Annotated in this window: 1 pseudogene; it reads left to right on the top strand. The window is 28.8% G+C overall.

Annotated features, from left to right (window positions below):
• Nucleotides 1-440 precede the first annotated feature (440 nt).
• Nucleotides 441-652, top strand: a pseudogene (locus ASG67_RS19855) (cytochrome c oxidase subunit 3); the annotation flags it as partial.

Raw genomic sequence — 652 nt, 5'->3', positions numbered from 1 at the left:
CTAGAATCTGCAGTATCAATAATTCAATCTTATGTATTTGCAATTCTTAGAACTTTATATTCTAGAGAAGTAAACTAATGCATAGACATAAAAATCACCCATTTCACCTTGTAGATGTTAGACCATGACCTTTATTAGGAGCCTTTAGAGCTATAAATTTAATAATTGGATTAATTAAATGATTTCATTTATATGAAGTTAATCTTTTTTTACTAAGATTTTTTTCAACTTCACTCGTTTTATATCAATGATGACGAGATGTAACACGAGAAGGAACCTTTCAAGGACTTCATACTTTTAAAGTAGTTATAGGGTTACGATGAGGAATAATTTTATTTATTACTTCTGAAGTATTTTTTTTTATTTCATTCTTTTGAGGATTTTTTCATTCAAGACTAAGACCTTCAGTAGAATTAGGTATAATATGACCCCCAGCTGGAATTGAAACATTTGATCCCTTACAAATTCCACTACTTAATACTTTAATCTTAATTTCTTCTGGATTAACTGTAACCTGAGCTCACCATAGACTAATAGAAAATAATTTCAAGGAAACAACTCAAAGTCTAGCTTTAACAGTAATTTTAGGAATTTACTTCTCTATTCTTCAAGCTTATGAATATATCGAAGCACCTTTTTCTATTGCTGATTC

This window comes from Sphingomonas sp. Leaf339, assembly GCF_001426195.1.
Lineage (GTDB): Bacteria > Pseudomonadota > Alphaproteobacteria > Sphingomonadales > Sphingomonadaceae > Sphingomonas.
Note: the sequence above shows the minus strand (reverse complement) of the source record. Positions and strands in the feature narration are given on the sequence as shown.